Source organism: Streptomyces sp. NPDC001668 (assembly GCF_042893155.1).
Classification (GTDB): domain Bacteria; phylum Actinomycetota; class Actinomycetes; order Streptomycetales; family Streptomycetaceae; genus Streptomyces.
The window spans coordinates 271838-292288 of sequence record NZ_JBIAUQ010000007.1; the positions used below are offsets into that span (position 1 = coordinate 271838).

Here is a 20451-nt window from a genome sequence, read left to right on the forward strand (position 1 = left end):
AACGTCACACACCGACAACACTCCGTCCGGATCGTGAACAGCCCATGGCGCCGCAAGGAGCCTTTGGCATAGAAACGCGGCATGTTCTGGGTTCTTCTTCTGCTGCTGGCCTGGGCCGCCGCCGGCACCGCGTGTACGCGGTTGTGCCTGGCCGCCGTACACGCGGCGGCCGCGGACGCGGATGCCCGGGCACACGATCTGACGCTGTACGAGGCCGCGTTCCTGTCCGGCGGCCCGCGGCGGGTCGCCGATCTGACGCTCGTCTCCATGGCCCGGCAGCGACGGCTGCTGCTGGCCCACACCGGCTGGGCGACCGTCGTCGATCCGCGCGGGCGGGACGAGATGGAGCGCACGGTCATCGGGGCCATCGGCCCGGAGGGACAGTCCCGGATCGCTCCGGTGCGGGCGGGCGCGGCCTCGGCGGCCGCGGTGCGCAGCCTCGCCGACCGGCTCGTGGACGCGGGGCTGGCCGTGCCCGACGGCACCCGTTCCGGCATCGCGGAAGGGGTCCGTCAGGTGCGGCTGGCCGCGGCGGCCGTCGTGGCGCTGGGCGCGATCGCGCTGCTGACGCCGGCCCCCTCGGAGATGCCGCGGCATCTGGTCGCCCTCTGGTTCGCGCTGCCGCTCGCCCTCAGCCTGAGCTGTCTGGCCATCGCGCGGGTGGAGGTCCACCCGTACTCGCGCTGGGCGTCCCCGGCCGGCCAGCGGCTGCTCGGGGCCCTGACCCGGCGTACCGGCGGCACGGACGAGCGGACGTATCTCACCTCCGTCGCCGTGCGCGGGATCAGGGCGGTCGGCGAACCGGAGCTGCGCGCGGCCTTCGCCCACCATGAGCAGCACCACGGCCGGCACCGTGGGCAGTGGCCGGGCGAGCGGCCCGGCGGAGACGGCGAGGAGCAGCGCCGTCCGTACCGGCGCGACTGAGCTCACCCGGGGGCGCACGGAGGCATTGGGGCCGACACCGGCGGGGCGGTGCTTGCCTTCCCCCACAGCCGAACCAAACATCCCTTTTGTCGCTGCCGCGCACCGAAGGGATACCGATGAGAGCTCCCGCCCTCTACACGGCCGCCGGGTCCTTGCTCCTGACCACGCTCGCCGCCGCACCGGCCGGGGGCGCTCCGGCCGCCCCGGGCGCGGCGGAACTCCACGGCACCGCGGTCGCCGCCGCGCGCGCCGGTGCGGCCGGTGTCCGCTTCGGCGCCTGCCCCGCAGTGGAGGACCTGCCCGAGGACGTCCGGTGCGGCACGGTGTCCGTCCCGCTCGACTACGCGCACCCCGACGGCAAGCAGATCAAGCTGACCGTCAGCCGGGTGCGGGCCACCCAGAAGGACCCGCACAACAGCAAGCGCCGGGTGCCCCGGCAGGGCGCCCTGGTCTACAACCCCGGCGGCCCCGGCGCCTCCGGCATGTACTTCCCGCTGATCGGCGTGCTCCCGGAGTGGAAGGGGCTCGCCGCGGCGTACGACCTCGTGGGCTACGCCCCGCGCGGGGTGGGCCGTTCGGCGCCGCTGTCCTGCACCGACCCGAAGCGGTACTTCAAGGCGCCCACGCAGGCGCCGAGGCACCCCTCGGAGTCGTACAAGAAGGAACGCATCGCGCAGGCGAAGGCCTACGCGCGCGGGTGCGCCGAGCGGGCGGGCGCGACGCTCCGGCACTACACCTCGCTGAACAACGCCCGCGACCTGGACGTGCTGCGGGCCGCGCTGGGCGAGCGGAGGCTGACGTTCATGGGGGCGTCGTACGGGACGTACTTCGGCGCGCTGTACGCGGCGCTGTTCCCCTCCCATGTACGGCGGATGGTGTTCGACGCGGCGGTGAACCCCGACCCTGAGCAGGTCTGGTACCGCAACAACCTGGACCAGTCGGCCGCGTTCGAGGAGCGCTGGGCGGACTTCCGGGAATGGGTCGCCAGGCACGACGACGTGTACGGGCTCGGGGCCACGGCCGAGGAGGTGCAGCACAGCTACGACAGGGCGGCGGCGCGGCTGGCCGCCGAGCCGGCCGGCGGGAAGGTCGGGCCGGGGCAGTTGCAGGGGGCGTTCCTGTCCACCGGGTACTACGACGACTTCTGGCCGCACCGGGCGCAGGCCCTGTCGGCGTACCTCAAGGGCGATCCGAAGCCGCTGATCCAGCAGGCGGGGCCGCACCAGGAGGCGGCGAAGGAGGCGGAGAACGCCAACGCGGTCTACACGGCCGTCGAGTGCAACGACGCGTCCTGGCCGACGGACTGGAGGGTCTGGGACCGGGACAACACCCGGCTGGCGCGCATCGCGCCGTTCGAGACGTGGGACAACGTATGGACGAATCTCCCGTGCGCGTACTGGCCCGCGGCCCGGCAGGAGCCCCTGGACGTGCGGACGGGGCCCGGTGAGCTGCCCGCGACGCTGATCCTGGCCGCCGAGCGGGACGCGGCGACCCCGTACGACGGCGCCCTGGAGCTGCATCGGCGGCTGTCCGGCTCGGTGCTGGTGACCGAGCGGGACGCGGGCACGCACGGTATCGCGGGCGGCCCCAACCCCTGCGTCAACGGCTACCTGGACGCCTATCTGCTGGAGGGCCGCCTCCCGGTGCGGCGCGCCGCGTGCGCCCCGCACCCCGAGCCGACGCCGAGGGCCGCCTCCCCGAAGGCGGCCGTCAGACCCGCTCGCTGATCAGGCGAGGCCCGCCACGAGGTCGCCGATGTCCTTGCGGCGGCCCGTGTAGAACGGGACCTCCTCGCGGACGTGCATGCGGGCCTCCGAGGCGCGCAGGTGGCGCATGAGGTCGACGATGCGGTAGAGCTCGTCGGCCTCGAACGCCAGGATCCACTCGTAGTCCCCCAGCGAGAACGACGCGACCGTGTTGGCGCGGACGTCCGGGTAACCGCGGGCCATCTTGCCGTGGTCGGCGAGCATGCGGCGCCGGTCCTCGTCGGGCAGGAGGTACCAGTCGTACGACCGCACGAACGGGTACACACTCACGTAGTCCCGGGGGTTCTCGTCCGCGAGGAACGCCGGGATGTGCGAGCGGTTGAACTCGGCGGGGCGGTGCAGCGCCATGTTCGACCAGACCGGCTCCAGGGCGCGGCCGAGCTTCGTGCGGCGGAAGAGGTTGTACGCCTCCTGCAGCTGGTCGCTGGTCTCCGCGTGCCACCAGATCATGACGTCGGCGTCGGCGCGCAGCCCGGACACGTCGTAGGTGCCGCGGATCGTGACGTCCTTGGCGGCGAGCTGGTCGAACAGCTCCTGGACCTCGTCCGCGTAACCGGAGCGGTCCTCGGGGAGCACGTCCTTCAGCTTGAAGACGGACCAGAGCGTGTAACGGATGACCTCGTTGAGGTCCTTGGCCAGCTTGCCCTTGTTCGGGACCCTGCCGGACTCGGGGGTGGGGGCGTCGTTGCTCATGGGCCCTATTCTCCCGCTCCGCCGTGCAGGCTCTGCACCGGGTTGGCCGTGAGCTCCCGCACCGCGGTCAGGTCGCCCTGGATCTGGTCCACGGCCGCGTGGGCGCTCGCGATGCAGGCCGGGATGCCGACGCCGTCGTACTGCGCGCCGCACACCGCGAGGCCGGGAAGCTTCGCGAGGTGCTCACGGACACGGGCCACGCGCGCGTGGTGGCCGACGGGGTACTGGGGCAGGCCGTCGGTCCAGCGCGTGACGCGGGTCTCGAGGGGGGTCGCGGTCAGCCCGGTGGCCGCTTCGAGGTCGTGACGGGAGACGTCCACCAGGGCCGCGTCGTCGCGCTCCAGGATCTGCGTCTCGCCGTAGCGGCCGACGGAGGTGCGCACGACCACCACGTCGGGGTTCTCGTCGGCGATCCAGCCCCACTTCTGGGAGGCGAAGGTGGAGGCCTTGATGGCGCGGCCGTCGACCGGCGGGACGAGGAAGCCGCTGCCCGCGGGCAGGGCGGTGTCGGAGCGGCGGTAGGCGAGGGTGACCAGGGCCATGGAGGCGTACTCCACGGTGTCGAGCTCGGCGGCGGCCTCGGGGGCCTCGGCGCGCAGCAGGCCCGCGGCGGCCGGGGCCGGGACAGCGACGATCACCGCGTCGGCGTGCAGGACGCGGTCGCCGGCCACCACCTTCCAGCCGCCGGACGGCTCGCGGCGCAGCTCGCTCACCGGGGCGCCGGTGACGATCTCGCCGCCCCGCGCGCGCACCGAGTCGGCGACGGCGGGCGGGAGGGTGCCGATGCCGCCCTCGATGCCCATGAACACGGGCCCGGTCTGCTGGTTGGCGGCCATCCTCGCCTGGATCTCGCGGACGCCCTCCGTGAGCGAGGTGTGGGTCTTCGCGACCTGGAAGAGCTGCGGGACCGCCGAGCGCATCGAGATGCGGTAGGCGTCGCCCGCGTAGACCCCGCCGAGAAGGGGCTCGACGAGACGGTCGACGACCTCGCGGCCCAGGCGCGCCGCCACGTACTCCCCGACCGCCACGTCGTCGCCGACCTCCGTGCGGGGCAGCTCGGCGTCCTGCCCGATGCGGGCCAGGCCCTCCTCGGACAGCACTCCGGCGAGGGCCTCGGCGGTGCCGGGGACGCCCATGACGTGGCCCTTGGGCATGGGGCGCAGGGCGCCGCGGGTCCAGATCGAGGCGGTCGCGGTGGCGGGCGGCTGCAACCGCTCGTCGAGACCGACCTCGCGTGCGAGGGCCACCGCCTCCGGCCTGCGGGCCAGCATCGACTCGGCGCCGAGGTCGACGCGCGCGCCCGCGATCTCGCCGGGCAGCAGCTTGCCGCCGACACGGTCGGAGGCCTCGAGGACGGTGACGCGCGCGCCGCGCTGCGACAGCCGGTGGGCCGCGGCCAGTCCCGCGATGCCGGCCCCGATGACGACGACCTGTGATCCGCTCATGGCCCCAGCCTCTCAGACCCCACTGACAGTCCACCGGCGACCCGGTGTCCATCACGAGTCCTGACCGTGACCGCATCGGGACCGCCCGGGTCCAACGTTCGCGCCACCTCCGGCGTCGAAGGAGCGTCAGTTGTTCACGACCCTCGGGGGGACGCCCATGCGCACATCACGTTCACGACGTTCGGTACGGCCCGTACAGGCACTGGCCGGGCTCCTGCTGGCCGCGGCCCTCGCCCTGACCGGGTGCGGCGGAGGAGCCTCCGACACCAGCAGCGACGGCGGCAACGCCCTTTCCGACAGCAAGGCGGCGCAGAGCGAGGCCAAGGGCGCGGCCGGTGCGGAGGACAGCGCGGGCGGCAAGCAGGCCACCGCCGCGCCGAACCCCGCCGCGAACCACATCATCCGCACCGCCACGCTGACCGTGCAGGTCAAGAACGTGCCGAAGGCGCTCGCCGCGGCCCGCACCACCACCGAGAACGCGGGTGGATTCGTCGGCAAGGAGTCCACCTCCCGCGACGAGGAGGGCCAGGAGCAGACGGAGGTGGTGCTGCGGGTGCCGGTCGAGAAGTACGACGAGGTCCTCGCCGACCTGGAGGGCGCGGGCAAGCTCCTGGAGCGCACCGCGAACGCTCAGGACGTCACCGACCAGGTCGTCGACGTGCAGAGCCGGATCGCGACACAGCGCGCGAGCGTGGCGCGGATCCGTGAGCTGATGGACAAGGCGACCCAGCTGAGCGACGTGGTGACCCTGGAGGGCGAACTGAGCACCCGTCAGGCCGACCTGGAGTCGCTGCTGGCCCGCCAGGCGTCCCTGAAGGACCGCACGACCCTGGCCACCATCACCCTGTCGCTGTCCGAGAAGCCCGTCGTCAAGGCCGAGGAGGACGACGATCCCGGCATCGTCGACGCCCTCACGGGCGGCTGGGACGCGTTCGTGACCATGCTGCGCTGGGTGGTGATGGCGCTGGCCGCGGTGCTGCCGTTCCTGGCCGGGATCGCGTTGCTCGTGCTGGTGTGGCTGCGGCTGGTCCGTCCCCGGCTGCCGCGCCGGCCGGCCCCCGCGGCCGCCTCGACCGCTCTGGGCCCGCTGCCCACGGCCCGTCCGGTACCGGACCCGGACCGCTCGCCGGAGCGGAGTGAGCAGGACTGACGCGCTCAGGCGGGGCGAGCCGGACCGAAATGCCCCGCCCTCGTAGCGTGTTCGCATGAACATGAGCCGTACGCGGGACACGAGGGAACGTCTGGTCGTGATCGGTGGCGATGCCGCGGGGATGTCCGCGGCGTCGCAGGCACGCCGGCTGAGAGACCCCGACGAGCTGGAGATCGTGGCGTTCGAGCGGAGTCACTTCACGTCCTACTCGGCGTGCGGCATCCCGTACTGGGTCGGCGGGGACGTCACCGCGCCGGACGAGCTGATCGCCCGCACGCCCGAGGAGCACCGGGAGCGGGGCATCGACCTGCGCATGCGCACCGAGGTCATGGAGATCGACGTCGACGGGCAGCGGGTCCGCGCGCGTGACCTCGATTCGGGGGCCGAGTCCTGGACGTCGTACGACAAACTCGTGATCGCGACCGGCGCCCGCCCGATCCGCCCGGACATGCCGGGTGCCGAGGCCCCCGGCGTGCACGGGGTGCAGACCCTCGACGACGGCCAGGCGCTCATCGACACGCTGGCACACACGCGTGGCCGCAACGCCGTGGTGGTGGGCGCCGGTTACATCGGCGTGGAGATGGCCGAGGCCCTGATCAACCGGGGCTACCGGGTGACGGTCGTCAACCGGGGCAGCGAGCCCATGTCGACGCTCGATGCGGACATGGGGCGCCTGGTGCACGAGGCCATGGAGGGCCTGGGCATCACCATGGTCAACGACACCGAGGTGACCAAGATCCTCACGGGCGAGGACGGCGGGGTCCGCGCGGTGGCCACGCAGGACGCCGAGTACCCGGCAGACGTGGTGGTGCTCGGCATCGGCGTACGCCCGGAGACGACGCTCGCGAAGGCGGCCGGCCTGCCCCTGGGCAGCCACGGCGGCCTGCTGACGGACCTGGCGATGCGGGTGCGCGGCCACGAGAACATCTGGGCGGGCGGTGACTGTGTGGAGGTTCTCGACCTGGTCTCCGGGCAGGAGCGCCACATCGCGCTCGGCACCCACGCCAACAAGCACGGCCAGGTCATCGGCACGGGCGTCGGCGGCGGCTACGCCACGTTCCCCGGGGTCGTCGGCACGGCGGTGAGCAAGGTCTGCGACCTGGAGATCGCCCGCACCGGGCTGCGGGAGAAGGACGCCCGCCGGGTGGGCCTGCAGTTCGTGTCGGCCACGATCGAGTCCACCAGCCGGGCCGGCTACTACCCGGGCGCCTCCCCCATGACGGTGAAGATGCTCGCCGAGCGCCGCACGGGGCGGCTGCTCGGCGTGCAGATCGTCGGGAGAGAGGGCGCGGCCAAGAGGGTCGACATCGCCGCGGTGGCCCTGACGGCGGGGATGACGGTGGAGCGGATGACGGCCCTGGACCTGGGGTACGCGCCGCCGTTCAGCCCGGTGTGGGACCCGGTGCTGGTGGCGGCCAGGAAAGCCGCCGCGAAGGTGCGTGCGGCCTCCTGACCGCTATGCGGTGCCGTTGATGCGTTCGATGGCCTGGCGGGCCTGGTCGGCGGGCGGCCGGGGCGGCAGTGCCGAGACGGAGGCGCTGGCGCTGGCGGGCATCGCGGCGGGCTGCTCACCCGCCGGCTTCGCGTGCGCCGCGGACCGGGTGGACCTGAGCCGGTTGCTCACCGCCTCGTCGAGCGTCACCGGCCGCTGCATCTGGGAGGCCAGCCGCCCGGCCTCCTGGCCGAGCCTGGCCACGTCCTCCCACGGCAGTCGCACCACCAGGGAGAGTTCGGCCTCGCCGTCGGGAAGAGCGTGCATCGGAGGAGTAATACGGTCGTTCATCGCTGTTCCTCACGTAGTCCCCGCGGCCCGCCTTCCCCGTGCCGCGGGCGGTTGAGGAGACATACGCACGCGTGCGTGCGGGTGTTCACCGAAGCGGCACCGATTCACGGGGCCCATCGCGGGCAGTACTTCCTTGTGGTCATCCCCGTCCATGACGTGAACCCCGTGCGCCGCACCCCCGTGGTGACGTATGCGCTCATCGCCGCGAACGTCCTCGTGTTCCTGTTCACGCCCGGCCTGGCCGGCACCGTGGCGGGCGACAGCAGCGTGTCGCAGCTGTGCCATCTCCAGGCGTTCCTGGACCACTGGGCGGCGGTCCCGCAGGAGTTGATCCACCATCAGATGCCGCGCCTCGTCCCGACGGGCGACGTCGGCACGAACGCGCAGGGCACGACGGGCTGTGTGGTGGCACCGCCGGACTACGACAAGTCCCCCGCGCTGTCGGTCCTGACGGCGATGTTCCTGCACGGCGGCTGGCTGCACCTGCTGGGCAACATGCTCTTCCTGCTGATCTTCGGCAACAACGTCGAGGACCGCATGGGGCATGTGCGCTTCGCGCTGTTCTACGTCGTCTGCGGCTACGCGGCCTCCTACGGCTTCGCGCTCCTCAACGCCGACTCCGGCGACCCCCTGATCGGCGCCTCGGGGGCCATCGCCGGCGTCCTCGGGGCCTATCTGGTGCTGTACCCGAAGGCCAGGGTGTGGGTCCTGGTGCCCTTCCTGGTGTTCCTGCCGCTCAGACTGCCGGCCTGGCTGGTGCTGGGCTTCTGGTTCGTGCTGCAGGCGTTCTACTCGTCAGGCGAGGGCGTCTCCGCGGCGGGCACGGTCGCGTACGCGGCGCATGTCGTCGGCTTCCTCGCCGGGATGCTGCTGGCCTGGCCGCTCAAGGCCGGCACTCCCCCGCCGCCGGAACCGCGCGGCCTGCTCTTCGGCAGGAAGGCGCGGCCCCGGCACACGTGGTGACTCAGCGGGCGGTGTGCGTGTGGACGTACTCCACGAGACGGGTCAGCGCGTCCGGGTCGGTGGACGGCATGACTCCGTGGCCGAGGTTGAAGACGTGCCCCTCCAGGTCCTTCGCCGAGTCCAGGACCTCGCGGGTCTTGGCCTCGACGGCCTCCGTGGAGGAGAACAGGACCGTCGGGTCGAGGTTGCCCTGGAGCGCCTTGCCGGGGCCGACCCGGCGGGCCGCCTCGTCGAGCGGGACGCGCCAGTCGACGCCGACGACGTCCGCGCCGGCCTCGCCCATCAGTTTCAGCAGCTCGCCGGTGCCGACGCCGAAGTGGATGCGGGGGACGCCGTACCCCTCGACCGCCTGGAAGACCTTCGCGGAGGCGGGCAGGACCGAGCGGCGGTAGTCGGCGGGGGCGAGGGCGCCGGCCCAGGAGTCGAAGAGCTGGACCGCGGAGGCGCCGGCCTCGATCTGGACCTTCAGGAAGGCGGCGGTGATCTCGGCGAGGCGGTCGAGGAGGTCGGCCCACAGTTCGGGGTCGCCGTACATCATCGACTTGGCGTTCTCGTACGTGCGGGACGGGCCGCCCTCGACGAGGTAACTCGCGAGGGTGAAAGGCGCGCCGGCGAAACCGATGAGGGGGGTCGGGCCGAGCTCGGCGGTCAGCAGGCCGATGGCCTCGGTGACATAGGAGACGTCCTCGGGGGTGAGGTCGCGGAGCTGGGCGAGGTCGGCGCGGGTGCGGATGGGGTGCTCGACGACCGGGCCGACGCCGGGCTTGATGTCGAGGTCGATGCCGATGGCCTTGAGCGGGACGACGATGTCGCTGTAGTAGATCGCCGCGTCCACGTTGTGCCGGCGGACCGGCTGGAGGGTGATCTCGGCGACCAGCTCGGGCCGCGTGCAGGACTCGAGCATCGGAATGCCCTCGCGGACCTTGCGGTACTCCGGCAGCGAGCGCCCGGCCTGTCGCATGAACCAGACCGGGGTGTGCGGCACGGGTTCGCGCCGGCAGGCCTTGAGGAAGGCGGATTCGTACGTGGCCGGCGGCGGCGTCTGGTGTGCACTCACGTCGGAAAGTCTCGCACGGTGCGATGAGTGCCGAGTGCGCGGTGTCTGTGTGGGCATGGAACCCAGTCAGGGTGTCTAGGCCCGCACCGCGCCCCCCTTCCCCTTAACCTTCCCGCATGGCTGCGGCACAGGGACGACTGTCGGACGACTCGGGCGGAATGGACGACGCGAAGGGGAGTGACCGGGATGGGGGCGGTGCGGCTCCGCCGGCCTTCCAGGCCGCGGTGCACGCCCTGCGCGGCAGTCGGCTGCGGCCGCAGATCGAGATCGAGCCGACACGGGCTCCCCAGCGGCTCGCCCCGCACGCGTACGCGTTGGAGGCGACGGTCGTCGACGGCGACCAGGACCTCGCCGACGGGCGCCTGGTGCTGCTGCACGACCCGGACGGCCACGACGCCTGGCGGGGCACCTTCCGGCTGGTGACGCTGGTGCGCGCGGAGCTGGAGCCGGAGATGGCCGCCGACCCGCTGCTGCCCGAGGTGTGCTGGTCGTGGCTGACCGGCGCACTGTCGGCGCGCGGGCTGTCGTACGGCGAACCGAGCGGCACCGTCACGCGCGCGAGCTCGCACTACTTCGGCGGTCTGTCCGAACGCCCCGCGGCCTCGCAGATCGAGATCCGTGCCTCCTGGACGCCCCGCGAGGGCCTGGGCGGGGTGCCGGACACGGCGGCCCACCTCGCCTCCTGGTGCGATCTACTGGCCCAGGTCGCGGGTCTGCCGCCGGCCGGTCCGGGTGACGCGTCGATCGTGACGTTGCCACAGCGGCGGGATCCGCAGGCGCGCTGACGACCCTTGCGGAGCATCAATTTGTCGATACGGCCACTTTCAGTCAGGAGTGGACCATCGAACGAACCGATGTGTTCACCGAACGATCGACCGTACGTCCGAATTGCACTAATTGTTACTCACTAGATCGTGATCATTCTCTAAAGGACGCCGGGTTCGGTGCCGAAGACGTCTGTGACCTTCCAAGCCGTCCCGCACCCCCAGGAGGCCCGGTGTCCGTTCTCCTCGAGCAGCCCGCAAGCCTGGTCGCCTACCGCCCGAACAAGCCCACCGCCATGGTGGTCGTGGCCGACCCGCGCGTACGATCCACCGTCACCCGTCATCTCTGGGCGCTCGGTGTGCGCGATGTCATCGAGGCCTCGTCCGTGGCGGAGGCCCGACCCCGTATCGGCAGCCCCAGAGACATCTGCGTCGCCGACGTCCACCTCCCCGACGGCTCCGGCCTGACCCTGCTGTCGGAGACCCGCGCCGCGGGCTGGCCCAACGGGCTCGCCCTCTCCGCGGCCGACGACATCGGCGCCGTGCGCAACGCCCTCGCGGGCGGCGTCAAGGGCTATGTCGTCACCGGCACCCGTACCAACGTCGGGCTCCCCACCCGACCGGGAGCCGCCCCCATCGGCGCCGCCGCCGCCCGTATGCACCGCCGCCCCCCGGGTGCCCCGAGCCACCCGGGCGGCTACCGCGAGCTCTCCGGCCGTGAGGTCGAGGTGCTGCGGCTGGTGGCCGAAGGGCAGTCGAACAAGGCGATCGGCGTCTCGATGGGCCTGTCCGCACTGACCGTCAAGAGCCACCTCGCCCGGATCGCCCGCAAGCTCGGCACGGGAGACCGCGCCGGCATGGTGGCGGTGGCCCTCCGTACCGGCATCATCCACTGAGGCCTTTCGAGCCTCCCTGTTCACGGACGTGAACCAGAGCTTTCACCGGGCTGACTGGTTTACGACCCCCAAGCGCCTGCCGACGGAACGTTCCGTCGGCAGGCGCTGTCCATACACAGATACCCTTGACATGTGACCGACGCCCAAGAGACCGCAGCAGACGTTTCACTGCGAACCACCGGAGGCGGCCCTCCGGACGATGGCGGATCTTCTGTCGCGGAGGCTCCGATCCCTCTGCTGGAGCCGCGCGAGGGCATTCCGCCCGTGATCGCCGACGAGGACGCGCTCGCCGAGGTGATCGCCGCGTTCGCCGCGGGCTCCGGCCCCGTCGCCGTCGACGCCGAGCGGGCGTCCGGCTACCGCTACGGACAGCGCGCGTATCTCGTGCAGCTGCGCCGCGCGGGCGCGGGCACCGCGCTCATCGACCCCGTGGCCTGTCCCGATCTCTCGGGTCTCGGCGAGGCCCTCTCCGGTGTGGAGTGGGTGCTGCACGCGGCCACGCAGGATCTTCCGTGTCTCCGCGAGATAGGCATGATCCCCTCACGCCTCTTCGACACCGAGCTGGCCGGGCGGATCGCCGGGTTCCCCCGGGTCGGGCTCGGCGCCATGGTCGAGGGGGTGCTCGGCTTCGTCCTGGAGAAGGGGCACTCGGCCGTCGACTGGTCGACCCGCCCGCTGCCCGAGCCGTGGCTGCGCTACGCCGCCCTCGACGTGGAGCTTCTCGTCGACCTGCGGGACGCGCTGGAGAAGGAGCTCGACCGGCAGGGCAAGCTGGAGTGGGCGCTCCAGGAGTTCGACGCGATCGCCACCGCTCCGCCGGCCGAGCCGCGCAAGGATCCCTGGCGCCGGACCTCCGGGATGCACAAGGTACGGCGGCGTCGGCAGCTGGCCGTCGTGCGGGAACTGTGGGAGGCGCGGGACCGGATCGCCCAGCGGCGGGACGTGTCGCCGGGCAAGGTCCTGTCGGACGCGGCGATCGTCGAGGCGGCGCTCGCCGTGCCGGTCAACGTGCACGCGCTGGCCGCGCTGAACGGGTTCGGGCACCGGATGGGGCGCCGGCAGCTGGAGCAGTGGCAGGCGGCCGTCGACCGGGCCAGGGCCCTCTCCGAGGCACAGCTGCCGCAGCCCGGGCAGCCGGTCACCGGGCCGCCGCCGCCCCGCGCCTGGGCCGACAAGGATCCCGCCGCCGCGGCCCGGCTGTCCGCGGCACGGGCGGCCGTCTCCGCGCTGGCCGAGACCCTGAACATGCCGCAGGAGAACCTGATCACACCGGACACGGTGCGGCGGGTGTGCTGGGAGCCGCCGGCCGTCGTCAGCGCGGAGTCGGTGGGGGCGGCCCTGGCCGGCTTCGGGGCTCGGGCCTGGCAGGTCGAGCAGGTCACGCCGGTTCTTGTCGCCGCCCTGTCCGCATAGCCGCCGCGGCCCGGCTCTCCGCGGCGGGTGGGCGCCGCGTTGGCCGGCTTCGGGGCTCGGGCCCGGCAGGTCGAGCAGGTCACGCCGGTTCTGGTCGCCGCCCTGTCCGCATGGCCGCCGTAGAGGTTCCTGACGTACGGCGGCTGCGGGTTGTGCGTGGTTGCTCGCGCCCACGCGGCGGCAGCCGCACATCCGACACAGCCCCGCGCCCCTGGGGAGTCACCTGGTCGCTCCTCGCATGAAGCCGTTGTAGATGAAGCGCTGCAGCGACAGGAAGACGATCAGGGTCGGCAGGATCACCAGGACCGCTCCTGCCGAGATGACCTCCCAGTGGGCCGCGTAGGGGCCCTTGAAGCGGAACAGGGACGTCGAGATCACGCCAAGATCTTCCGAGGGCATGTAGAGGAAGGGGATGTAGAAGTCGTTGTAGACGGTGATGCCCTTCACGATCACCACAGTCGCCGTCGCCGGCTTCAGCAGCGGGAAAATGATCTTCCGGTAGATCGTGAAGGCGTTGGCGCCGTCCAGACGCGCCGACTCGTCCAGGGAGATCGGGATCGACCGGACGAACTGCAGGAAGATGTAGATCGAGACGATGTCCGTGCCCATGTAGAGGACGATCGGGGCCCAGAGGCTGTCGAACATGCCGAAGCTGTTGACGATCTGGAACGTGGCCACCTGGGTCGTGACGCCGGGAACCAGGGCTGCCGTCAGGAAGAGCGCCACCACGAGCTTCTTGAAGCGGAAGGTGAAGCGGTCGATGGCGTAGGCCGTCATCGAGCCGATCAGGACCGTGCCGCTCACCGAGACCAGCAGGATGATCGCCGTGTTGGTGAAGGCGGAGAGCATCTCGCCGTCCTGGAACGCCGTCGCGTAGTTGTGGAAGTTCAGCAGGTCGTGCGGGAGGTCGAGGGCACCGCTCGTGTCCGCCATCTCCCGCTCCGACTTGAGGGAGGTGAGCACCACGACCGCGAGCGGCAGCAGGACGACCACCGTCGCGGCGATCAGCGAGAGGTGGACCAGGGCGCGGGTGATCGTGCGGCGGTTCATACGAGGTCCACCTTGTCGTCGGGGACCAGGCGCCGCTGCACCCAGGTCACCAGCAGGATGATCAGCAGGAGGACGACGGCGGCCGCCGAGGCCAGGCCCGTCTTGTTGAAGCGGAAGGCCAGGTTGACCGTCTGGATCACGAAGGTCTCGGTGCCGGTCGCGCCGCCGGTCATGATGTACGGGATCTCGAAGACCGAGAGCGAGCCGGAGATCGAGAGGATCACCGTCAGCGTCAGGACCGGTTTGATGCCCGGCGCGATGATGTAGCGGAACTGGTGCCGGCGGCCCGCGCCGTCCAGCTCGGCCGCCTCGTACAACTCCCCCGGGATCGACTGGATCGCGCCCAGGAAGAGGACGAAGTTCAGGCCCAGGTAGCGCCAGACCGAGACGCCGGCCAGCGAGGTGTTCGCGGAGGCCGGGGTGCCGAGCCAGGCGTGGTCGGTGTGCACGCCGAACAGGCTCAGCACCGAGTCGAGGGTGCCGCCGTCCTGGAAGAAGTAGAGGAACACGAACCCGATCGCGACCCCGTTGATCAGGTACGGGAAGAAGAGCACGCCCTTGAAGAAGTTCCGGAAGCGGACGTTGAAGCTGAGGACCGTCGCGAAGTAGAGCGCGAGGACGATCTGGACCGCGGAGGCGGCGAGGTAGTAGCCGCTGACCCAGAACACCTCGAAGAGGTCGGGGCGGGTGAAGACCTCCTGGTAGTTCTCCGTGCCCGTGTAGTGCAGTACAGGGCTGACGCCGTCCCAGTCGGTGAAGCTGTACGCGATCATGTTGACGATCGGCGCGTACGTGAAGGTGACCAGCAGGGCGAGCGGGGCGATCAGGAACAGCCAGGGAGTGACGCCCCGCCAGGTACGCGTCGTGCGCGAGGCGGGTGCCGGGGCGGGGGCGGCCGGGGTCACCTCCACGGCCGCCTTCTCTGTCGTCTCGGTCATCAGGACCCCAGGTTCTTCTGGGCGTCCGTCCAGCGCTTGCCGAGATCGTCGAGGAAGCCGTCGAGAGTGCCCTTGCGGGCCCCGCGGGCGAGGTCGACGAGGTTCTGGCGGTACTCGGGGGCGTAGATGCCCACCTCCGAGTCGCTGTCGATCTGCTTGACCCGCGCGCCCTGGGCGTCATCGACCTCGATGAGCTTCACCCCCTGCTCCTCGTACGGCCTGAGGACCGCGGGCATGGAGGCGTTCTTCAGCGGCGAGATCGCGAGGTTGTCCTTCCCGTACGTCGACTTGTCGGTGAACCAGTCGATCCAGGCGCGGGCGGCCTCCTTGTGCTGGGAGTGGACGTTGACGGCCTGGTTGTAGTCCGGGGCGACGGTCGCGCAGAGCTTGCCGTCCGTCTGGGACGGGAAGGGCATGAAACCGATGTCGTCCGGGTTCACCCCGGCCTTCTTGGCGGCGTCCTTGAACTGCACGATCGCCCAGGTGCCGAGCCACTGGGTGGCGATCTCGCCCTTGGCGGTACGGGGCTTGGACTCCTCCCAGTTGCTGGTCGTCGGGTCCTTCTCGATCAGGCCCGCCTTCACTATGTCGTAGAGCAGGGTGTCGCCGACGCGCAGGTCGGCGCCCTCAGCCCACGGGTCGTCCTGGGCCAGCTTGGTGGTGGCCTGCGGGTCGCAGTGGACCGCGCCGTTGACGGACGTCCACGAGGCGAGCGTCCAGCCGGCCGCGAAGTTGGTGTAGTACGGGATCGCGTCGGTCCTGGCCTTGATCGCCTTGAGGTCCTTGATGAACTCGGCCGGGGTGGTGGGCCATTCGGTGACCCCGGCCTCCTTCCAGATCCGCTTGTTGTAGACGAACCCGGGGGCCACACCGATCGGGCTCTGCCCGTAGACCTTGCCGTCGACGGTGGTGTAGTCGGTGAAGCGGTACTTCTTGCTGCGCTCGGCCTGGGTGCCCAGCGAGGCGAAGAACCTCGGGTAGTCGGACTTCTTGATGACCGCGGGGATCAGCAGGACGTCACCGTAGTTCTCGGTGTTCATCCGGATCTTGACCTCGGCCTCGTAGTTCGTGAGGGCCTCGAACTCCACCTTGACCTTGGGATAGGTCTTGTTGAACTCGGCGGCGTACTTCTTCATCGTGCCGTCCTGCACGAGGTCGGTGCGCTGGGTGAGGACCTTGATGGTTCCGGTGACCTTCGACGGATCGTCAGGAGCCTTGGCGTCGGCGCCCTTTGAGGATCCCCCGGCGCCTGTGCACCCAGGGAGCAGCAGGGCGGCACTCGCGACCACGGCCAAGGACAGGACTGTACGGCGGTTCATGTGCATCAGCTCCGTTCATGGGACGGACGAGCACGAGCGGGTTGGCTGGTTCGGTACTCTGACAACGTTTTCTTAACCGGTAAAGTCCCTATCTCGCCAACGATGCCGAAAAGCTTTCGAACCACTGGACTTGATCGGTTTAGGAGGGCGTACATGCTTCAGGCCACACCGCTCCACGACGGATGGATCCTGCGGCACGAGGGAGAGGCGCTGCCTGCCGTCGTGCCGGGCTGTGCGCACACCGATCTGCTGGCCGCCGGGGTGATCCCGGATCCCTTTCTCGGGCGCAACGAGGCCGAGGTGGCGTGGGTGGGGCGGCGGGAGTGGACCTACGAGCGGGACCTCGCCCCCACGAACGGGCACGAGCAGACCGACCTCGTCTTCGACGGTCTGGACACCGTGGCCGAGATCCTGCTCGACGGCCAACTCCTCGGCCGGACACGGAACATGCACCGCTCGTACCGCTTCGACGTGACCGGCATGTCCGGGCGGCTCGCCGTGCGGTTCGCCTCCGCCTACGCGGAGGCCGAGGCGGTGCGCGGCAAGCTGGGCGAGCGGCCCGCCGCGTATGCCGAGCCCTACCAGTACATCCGCAAGATGGCCTGCTCGTTCGGCTGGGACTGGGGGCCCACGCTGGTGACGGCCGGCATCTGGCGGCCGGTGCGGCTTGAGCGGTGGTCGACGGCCCGGATCGCCCGGGTGCGGCCGCTGGTGACCGTCGAACAGGGCGTGGGGGTCGTCGAGTTGGCGGTCGACGTGGAGCGGGCCAGGGTCGAGGCGCCGCTGACGGTCGAGGCTTCCGTGGGCGGGGTACGGGCGCGCGCGGCGATCGACGGGACCTCGGGGGCCGTGCGGTTGGAGGTGCCCGACGCCCTGCTGTGGTGGCCGCGTGGGTACGGCGAACAGCCGTTGTACGAGGTCGAGTTGACGTTGCTGCACGAGGGTCGTCCGCTGGACGTGTGGCGGCGCCGGGTCGGCTTCCGGACCGTCGGGCTGGACCGGTCGGCCGATGAGCACGGCACGGGGTTCACGTTCGTCCTCAATGGCGAGCGGCTCTTCGCGCGCGGCGTGAACTGGATCCCGGACGATGTCTTTCCGTCCCGGGTCACCCGTGAGCGGTACCGGGAGCGGCTCGGACAGGCGGCCGACGCGGGTGTCGATCTCGTACGGATCTGGGGCGGGGGGATCTACGAGAGCGAGGACTTCTACGACGCCTGCGACGAACTGGGGCTGCTGGTCTGGCAGGACTTCCCGTTCGCGTGCGCGGCCTATCCGGAGGAGCAGCCGCTCAGGGGCGAGGTGGAGGCGGAGGCGCGGGAGAACGTCGTACGGCTGATGCCGCATCCCTCGCTGGTGCTGTGGAACGGCAACAACGAGAACCTGTGGGGCTTCAGGGACTGGGGCTGGGAGGCGCGGCTGGCCGGGGACTCCTGGGGCGAGGGGTACTACCTGGGTGTACTGCCGCGGGTGGTGGCCGAGTTGGATCCGACGCGGCCCTATTCGGCGGGGAGTCCCTGGTCGGGGTCCTGGGATCACCATCCCAATGATCCCGCGCACGGCACCCATCACTCGTGGGAGGTGTGGAACCGTCTCGACTACGCCGAGTACCGCGGTGAAGTGCCGCGTTTCGTGGCCGAGTTCGGCTGGCAGGCGCCGCCCGCGTACGCCACGCTCGCGCGTGCGCTGCCCGGGGAGGAGCTGGCGGCGGACTCCCCCGGTGTGCTGGCCCACCAGAAGGCCGACGACGGGAACGGCAAGCTGCGGCGGGGGCTGGAACGCCATTTCACCTTCCCCGAGGGCGACTTCGACCGCTGGCACTACCTCACGCAGGTCAACCAGGCGCGGGCCGTGTCCGCCGGGATCGAGCACTGGCGGTCGCACTGGCCGGTGTGCGCGGGGACGGTGGTGTGGCAGCTCAACGACTGCTGGCCGGTGACGAGTTGGGCGGCGGTGGACGGGGACGGGCGGGAGAAGCCGCTGTATCACGAGCTGCGTCGGCTGTACGCGGACCGGTTGCTGACGGTGCAGGAGCGGGAGCGCGGGCTGGTGTTGGCGGCGGTCAACCAGGCGGGCGATCCGTGGGCGGGGGTGCTGCGGCTGCGGCGGATGTCGGTGGACGGCGACGTGATCGACGAGACCGAGGTGCGCTTCCGCGCGGACCGGCGGACGGTCACGGAGGTGACGGTACCGGCGGAGGTGGTGCCGGTGGGGGCGAAGGAGTTCCTGGTGGCGGACGCGAGGGGAAGCGGCGGGGCGGGGTGGGCCGGGGGGACGGCCGAGGGGGCAGGGGCGGCCGCGGGCGCGGGAGCGGGGGCGGCCGCGGGGGCAGGGGCGGGGGCAGCCGCAGGGGCAGGGGCAGGGGTGGAACCCGGTGCGGGCACGGAGCCGGAGGGCCACGGCGCGGGAGCCGGAGTGGGCGCAGACGCAGGTCAAGGCGCGAGGGTAGGACCCGGTGCGGGCACGGAGCCGGGGGGTCTCGGCGCGGGAGCCGGAGTGGGCGCAGACGCAGGTCAAGGCGCGGAGGTAGGACCCGGTGCGGGCACGGAGCCGGAGGGCCACGGCGCGGGAGCCGGAGTGGGCGCAGACGCAGGTCAAGGCGCTGAGGTAGGACCCGGTGCGGCTGGGGGTGCACGGCAGGGCTCGGGCCTGGGAACGGGCGCGGGCACGGGGCAGGGCCTCGGCGCGGCTGCGGACGCAGGATCGGCGGCGGAACCCGGCGCCGCTGCGGGGCGGGGTTCCGGGGCGGAACCCAGCGCGGGCGCGGGGCGGGGATCGGGGGCGGAACCCAGCGCGGGCGCGGGGCGGGGTTCGGAGGCGGAACCCGGCGCGGGCGCAGGCCACGGCTTCGGGGTCGGCCAGGTACCGGGGGCTCTGCGGGCGCTGTACTTTCCCTCCCCCGACCGGGAAATCCCCTACCCCAGGCCCGAGTTCGAGGTGTCCGTGGCGCCGGGGGCCGTGACCGTGACCGCCCGCACCCTCGTACGGGATCTGTTGCTCCAGGCGGATCGGCTGGATCCGGCGGCGCGGGCCGACCGGGGGCTGGTGACGCTGCTGCCCGGGGAGCGGGTGACCATCGGGGTGAGCGGCTGGGAGACTCCTGACGCGGACGCCGCCCGGTCCGCCCTGTACTGCCTGGAGCCCAGCCGATGACAGCCCAGCCGGCCTCTCGCGTCACCATCAAGGACGTCGCCGCGCGCGCCGGGGTGTCCAAGGGGGCCGTGTCCCTCGCCTTCAACCACAAGCCGGGGTTGTCGGAGGCGACCCGGGACCGGATCTTCCAGGCCGCGCGTGAGCTGGGCTGGGCGCCGAACCTCACGGCGCGGACGCTGGCCGGGTCGCGGGTGGACGTCGTAGGGCTCGCGATCTGCCGGCCGGCCCGGCTGCTGGGGCTCGAACCCTTCTACATGGAGTTCGTGTCCGGCGTGGAGAGCGTGCTGATCGAGCAGAACTGCTCGCTGCTGCTGCGGCTCGTGCGGAACGTGGAGGAGGAGGTCGGGCTCCAGGAGTCGTGGTGGCGGGGACGGCAGGTCGGCGGCTCGATCCTGGTCGACTTCCGGGCCGACGATCCGCGTGTCGCGACGGCCGAACGGCTGGGGATGCCGGTGGTGGCCGTAGGGCATCCGTCGTTCACCGGCGGCCTCACCTCCGTGTGGACCGATGACGCCACCGCGGTGACCGAGGCCGTGCGGTATCTGGCGGCGCTCGGGCACCGGCGGATCGCCCGGGTGGGGGGCGCTGCGGCGCTCGGGCACACGGCGCTGCGGACGGCCGCGTTCGACGACGCGGCGCGGGGGCTCGGGCTGGCCGGGGCCTGGCAGGTGACCACCGACTACTCGGGAGAGTCCGGAGGGCGGGCCACCCGGTCCCTGCTGACCGCCCCGCCGAGCGACCGGCCGACGGCGATCGTCTACGACAACGACATCATGGCGGTGGCCGGTCTCGCGGTCGCGGCGGAGATGGGGCTGAGCGTCCCCCGGGACGTCTCGTTGCTCGCCTGGGACGACTCCCAGCTGTGCCGGCTCACCCATCCCACGCTCTCCGCGATGAGCCATGACGTGCACGGATTCGGCGCGGAAGCGGCCCGTACGCTGTTCGGGGTGATCACCGGGGAGGGGCCGGGATCGCACCCCGTGCCCACTCCGGTGCTGACACCGAGGGGTTCCACGGCGCCTCCCGCGGTGTGACCTTCGCCGCTCCGGCCTCCAGGGGTGGGCAGTCACGTTACCCATAAGTAGCATGGGTCCTGAGCGCGCGCTCAGCGCAGCGCGGCAGTGCAGATCCCGCATCTGG

General features: G+C 71.6%; 17 protein-coding genes. 10 read left to right on the plus strand and 7 right to left on the minus strand.

The features are described 5' to 3' along the window. Window positions 1-81: 81 nt before the first annotated feature. Window positions 82-924 carry a TIGR04222 domain-containing membrane protein gene (locus ACFYZ8_RS23160; RefSeq protein WP_359028910.1) on the plus strand — a complete coding sequence of 281 codons (843 nt, stop codon included), beginning with the start codon at window positions 82-84 and terminating at the stop codon, window positions 922-924. Between the two features lie 116 nt (window positions 925-1040). Then, a complete protein-coding gene (locus ACFYZ8_RS23165) occupies window positions 1041-2651 on the plus strand; it encodes an alpha/beta hydrolase (protein ID WP_388537157.1) in 1611 nt (536 codons plus the stop codon). Here the strand turns inward: ACFYZ8_RS23165 and hemQ are convergent, their stop codons facing one another. Together hemQ and hemG are read right to left on the minus strand one after the other, a co-directional pair. Beyond that, window positions 2652-3383 carry a hydrogen peroxide-dependent heme synthase gene (gene hemQ, locus ACFYZ8_RS23170; protein WP_388537159.1) on the minus strand — a complete coding sequence of 244 codons (732 nt, stop codon included), beginning with the start codon at window positions 3381-3383 and terminating at the stop codon, window positions 2652-2654. 5 nt (window positions 3384-3388) lie between these two features. Continuing rightward, a complete protein-coding gene (gene hemG, locus ACFYZ8_RS23175; protein WP_388537161.1) occupies window positions 3389-4828 on the minus strand; it encodes a protoporphyrinogen oxidase in 1440 nt (479 codons plus the stop codon). A gap of 157 nt (window positions 4829-4985) precedes the next feature. Here hemG and ACFYZ8_RS23180 point away from each other — a divergent pair, with 157 nt between their 5' ends. Both ACFYZ8_RS23180 and ACFYZ8_RS23185 read left to right on the plus strand, forming a co-directional pair. Continuing rightward, window positions 4986-5978 (plus strand): DUF4349 domain-containing protein, encoded by a 993-nt coding sequence (locus ACFYZ8_RS23180; RefSeq protein WP_388537163.1) that lies wholly within the window; start codon window positions 4986-4988, stop codon window positions 5976-5978. A 55-nt stretch (window positions 5979-6033) separates the two neighbouring features. Beyond that, the gene (locus ACFYZ8_RS23185; RefSeq protein WP_359028915.1) at window positions 6034-7431 is read left to right on the plus strand and encodes an FAD-dependent oxidoreductase; all 1398 of its coding nucleotides are present in this window, start codon (window positions 6034-6036) and stop codon (window positions 7429-7431) included. Between the two features lie 3 nt (window positions 7432-7434). Here the strand turns inward: ACFYZ8_RS23185 and ACFYZ8_RS23190 are convergent, their stop codons facing one another. Next, window positions 7435-7761, minus strand: coding sequence for a hypothetical protein (locus ACFYZ8_RS23190; RefSeq protein WP_359028916.1), 327 nt, complete (start codon window positions 7759-7761; stop codon window positions 7435-7437). 135 nt (window positions 7762-7896) lie between these two features. Here ACFYZ8_RS23190 and ACFYZ8_RS23195 point away from each other — a divergent pair, with 135 nt between their 5' ends. Continuing rightward, the gene (locus ACFYZ8_RS23195) at window positions 7897-8724 is read left to right on the plus strand and encodes a rhomboid family intramembrane serine protease (RefSeq protein WP_359028999.1); all 828 of its coding nucleotides are present in this window, start codon (window positions 7897-7899) and stop codon (window positions 8722-8724) included. Between the two features lies 1 nt (window position 8725). Here the strand turns inward: ACFYZ8_RS23195 and hemE are convergent, their stop codons facing one another. Beyond that, window positions 8726-9781 carry a uroporphyrinogen decarboxylase gene (hemE, locus tag ACFYZ8_RS23200; RefSeq protein WP_388537166.1) on the minus strand — a complete coding sequence of 352 codons (1056 nt, stop codon included), beginning with the start codon at window positions 9779-9781 and terminating at the stop codon, window positions 8726-8728. A gap of 116 nt (window positions 9782-9897) precedes the next feature. Here hemE and ACFYZ8_RS23205 point away from each other — a divergent pair, with 116 nt between their 5' ends. The 3 genes from ACFYZ8_RS23205 (at window position 9898) to ACFYZ8_RS23215 (ending at window position 12854) form a co-directional block, all read left to right on the plus strand. Beyond that, window positions 9898-10566, plus strand: a complete 669-nt coding sequence (locus ACFYZ8_RS23205; RefSeq protein WP_359028918.1) for a DUF3000 domain-containing protein — start codon at window positions 9898-9900, stop codon at window positions 10564-10566. A gap of 212 nt (window positions 10567-10778) precedes the next feature. Then, complete coding sequence (locus ACFYZ8_RS23210) at window positions 10779-11441, plus strand: response regulator transcription factor (protein ID WP_359028919.1); 663 nt, start codon at window positions 10779-10781, stop codon at window positions 11439-11441. Between the two features lie 132 nt (window positions 11442-11573). Beyond that, entirely contained in the window at window positions 11574-12854 is a 1281-nt protein-coding gene (locus ACFYZ8_RS23215) for a ribonuclease D (protein ID WP_359028920.1), read from the plus strand. Between the two features lie 219 nt (window positions 12855-13073). Here the strand turns inward: ACFYZ8_RS23215 and ACFYZ8_RS23220 are convergent, their stop codons facing one another. From ACFYZ8_RS23220 to ACFYZ8_RS23230, 3 genes are read right to left on the minus strand one after another with little or no spacing between them, the layout of a single operon-like run. Further along, complete coding sequence (locus ACFYZ8_RS23220) at window positions 13074-13904, minus strand: carbohydrate ABC transporter permease (RefSeq protein WP_388537168.1); 831 nt, start codon at window positions 13902-13904, stop codon at window positions 13074-13076. Then, on the minus strand, window positions 13901-14842 hold the full coding sequence (locus ACFYZ8_RS23225; protein ID WP_388537170.1) for a carbohydrate ABC transporter permease: 942 nt from the start codon (window positions 14840-14842) through the stop codon (window positions 13901-13903). The genes ACFYZ8_RS23220 and ACFYZ8_RS23225 overlap by 4 nt, the downstream gene beginning before the upstream one ends. Then, window positions 14842-16161, minus strand: a complete 1320-nt coding sequence (locus tag ACFYZ8_RS23230; RefSeq protein WP_359028923.1) for an ABC transporter substrate-binding protein — start codon at window positions 16159-16161, stop codon at window positions 14842-14844. The genes ACFYZ8_RS23225 and ACFYZ8_RS23230 overlap by 1 nt, the downstream gene beginning before the upstream one ends. 153 nt (window positions 16162-16314) lie before the next feature. Here ACFYZ8_RS23230 and ACFYZ8_RS23235 point away from each other — a divergent pair, with 153 nt between their 5' ends. Beyond that, a complete protein-coding gene (locus ACFYZ8_RS23235; protein ID WP_388537172.1) occupies window positions 16315-19311 on the plus strand; it encodes a glycoside hydrolase family 2 protein in 2997 nt (998 codons plus the stop codon). Further along, complete coding sequence (locus ACFYZ8_RS23240) at window positions 19308-20345, plus strand: LacI family DNA-binding transcriptional regulator (protein WP_388537174.1); 1038 nt, start codon at window positions 19308-19310, stop codon at window positions 20343-20345. The genes ACFYZ8_RS23235 and ACFYZ8_RS23240 overlap by 4 nt, the downstream gene beginning before the upstream one ends. Window positions 20346-20451 lie beyond the last annotated feature (106 nt).